Origin of the sequence: Algibacter luteus (genome assembly GCF_900141715.1) — a bacterium.
Taxonomy (GTDB): Bacteria; Bacteroidota; Bacteroidia; order Flavobacteriales; family Flavobacteriaceae; genus Arenitalea; species Arenitalea lutea.
Genome location: NZ_FQYK01000015.1, coordinates 1 through 3,062, shown reverse-complemented (window position 1 = coordinate 3,062; position 3,062 = coordinate 1). Strand labels below are relative to the sequence as shown.

General features: G+C 46.7%; 1 rRNA gene. It reads right to left on the bottom strand.

What is annotated here, in order from left to right:
* Positions 1–69: 69 nt before the first annotated feature.
* Positions 70–2,892 (bottom strand): 23S ribosomal RNA (locus BUA46_RS14940).
* Positions 2,893–3,062 lie beyond the last annotated feature (170 nt).

Below are 3,062 nucleotides of genomic sequence, written 5' to 3'. Positions count from 1 at the left end.
ATATCTTAACATATTGAAAATAAGAACATGATTGTAATAATTCTATTGAACTTTATAAAAAAACAGGCGTACAATAAGCCTATGGGTTATTAGTACTACTCGGCTATGACATTACTGCCTTTACACCTATAGCCTATCAACGTGGTCATCTCCCACGACCCTTTAAAGAAATCTCATCTTGTGGTGGGTTTCGCGCTTATATGCTTTCAGCGCTTATCCCTTCCAAACGTAGCTACTCTGCAATGCTCCTGGCGGAACAACAGATACACCAGAGGTTTGTCCAACTCGGTCCTCTCGTACTAGAGTCAGATCCACTCAAATTTCTAACGCCCACTGTAGATAGAGACCGAACTGTCTCACGACGTTCTGAACCCAGCTCGCGTGCCACTTTAATGGGCGAACAGCCCAACCCTTGGGACCTTCTCCAGCCCCAGGATGTGACGAGCCGACATCGAGGTGCCAAACCCCCCCGTCGATATGAGCTCTTGGGGGAGATCAGCCTGTTATCCCCGGCGTACCTTTTATCCTTTGAGCGATGGCCCTTCCATGCGGAACCACCGGATCACTATGCTCTACTTTCGTACCTGATCGACTTGTAGGTCTCTCAGTCAAGCTCCCTTATGCCATTGCACTCTACGCACGGTTACCAAGCGTGCTGAGGGAACCTTTAGAAGCCTCCGTTACTCTTTTGGAGGCGACCACCCCAGTCAAACTACCCACCAAGCACTGTCCCTTCCTAAGAAGGTTAGACTCTAGATAAGCAAAGGGTGGTATTTCAACAATGACTCCACAACGCCTAGCGACGCCACTTCAAAGTCTCCCACCTATCCTACACATTACTTATCCAAAACCAATACTAAGCTATAGTAAAGGTGCACGGGGTCTTTTCGTCCCACAGCGGGTAATCGGCATCTTCACCGATACTACAATTTCACCGAGCTCATGGCTGAGACAGTGTCCAGATCGTTGCACCATTCGTGCAGGTCGGAACTTACCCGACAAGGAATTTCGCTACCTTAGGACCGTTATAGTTACGGCCGCCGTTTACTGGGGCTTCATTTGATTGCTTTGCCGAAGCTAACAACTCCACTTAACCTTCCAGCACCGGGCAGGTGTCAGGCCATATACATCATCTTTCAATTTAGCATAGCCCTGTGTTTTTGATAAACAGTCGCCTGGACCTTTTCACTGCGGCCACCCCGAAGGGTGGCGACTCTTCTCCCGAAGTTACGAGTCTATTTTGCCTAATTCCTTAGCCATGAATCTCTCGAGCTCCTTAGAATTCTCATCCCAACTACCTGTGTCGGTTTAGGGTACGGGCCGCTTCTCTCGCTTTTCTTGGAAGTCGCTTCTCTGGATTATCACCTTGGCCGAAACCTCAGTGTACTATCGCCGTGTTACCACTGGCTTCAACGAACTATTCCGTCAGTTCGCACCAAATATACGCCTCCGTCACTTTTATTGAGAGCGGGTACAGGAATATTAACCTGTTGTCCATCCACTACCCCTTTCGGGTTCGCGTTAGGTCCCGACTAACCCTCAGCTGATTAGCATAGCTGAGGAAACCTTAGTCTTTCGGAGTGCGGGTTTCTCGCCCGCATTATCGTTACTTATGCCTACATTTTCTTTTGTAGCTTCTCCAGCATGTCTCACAACACACCTTCGACGACACTACAATGCTCCCCTACCGATATTTCTATCCCATAGCTTCGGTAATATGTTTATGCCCGATTATTATCCATGCCGAACCGCTCGACTAGTGAGCTGTTACGCACTCTTTAAATGAATGGCTGCTTCCAAGCCAACATCCTAGCTGTCTAAGCAGTTCAACCTCGTTTTTTCAACTTAACATATATTTTGGGACCTTAGCTGATGGTCTGGGTTCTTTCCCTCTCGGACATGGACCTTAGCACCCATGCCCTCACTGCTGATAAACATTTTATAGCATTCGGAGTTTGTCAGGAATTGGTAGGCGGTGAAGCCCCCGCATCCAATCAGTAGCTCTACCTCTATAAAACTATTAATCAACGCTGCACCTAAATGCATTTCGGGGAGTACGAGCTATTTCCGAGTTTGATTGGCCTTTCACCCCTACCCACAGGTCATCCGAAGACTTTTCAACGTCAACCGGTTCGGTCCTCCACAGTATGTTACTACTGCTTCAACCTGCCCATGGGTAGATCACACGGTTTCGCGTCTACCACTACTAACTAAAGCGCCCTATTCAGACTCGCTTTCGCTACGGATCCGCACCTGAAGTGCTTAACCTTGCTAGCAACGGTAACTCGTAGGCTCATTATGCAAAAGGCACGCCGTCACAGATCAAGTCTGCTCCGACCGCTTGTAAGCGTATGGTTTCAGGTTCTATTTCACTCCCTTATTCAGGGTTCTTTTCACCTTTCCCTCACGGTACTAGTTCACTATCGGTCTCTCAAGAGTATTTAGCCTTATCGGATGGTCCCGACTGTTTCATACAGGGTTTCACGTGCCCCGCACTACTCAGGATACCACTATATCCACATGCTTTACTTATACCGGGCTATCACCGTCTATGGCCTGTCTTTCCAAACAGTTCTAATTCATTATGCTTCTAATGTCGTGGTCCTACAACCCCAGTATTGCCGTAACAACACTGGTTTGGGCTAATCCGCGTTCGCTCGCCACTACTAACGGAATCACTTTTGTTTTCTTCTCCTCCGGGTACTTAGATGTTTCAGTTCTCCGGGTTCGCCTCCTTGCGGATACTATATCTTCAATATAGTGGGTTGCCCCATTCGGATATCTGCGGATCAATTCATGTGTGCTGATCCCCGCAGCTTTTCGCAGCTTATCACGTCCTTCTTCGCCTTTGAGAGCCTAGGCATTCCCCATACGCCCTTATTTAGCTTATTGTACTTTTTGCTTTTTTAATGAGTTTACTATGTCTATCAACGATTTGATAAACATAATATGATTAATTAGATATCGCTCGTGATTCTAATTAATCCTAATTATTACTTAAATATGATTAGATAAATCCAACCATATTTTCATGTATCTTTTTTCAATATGTCAATGAACGT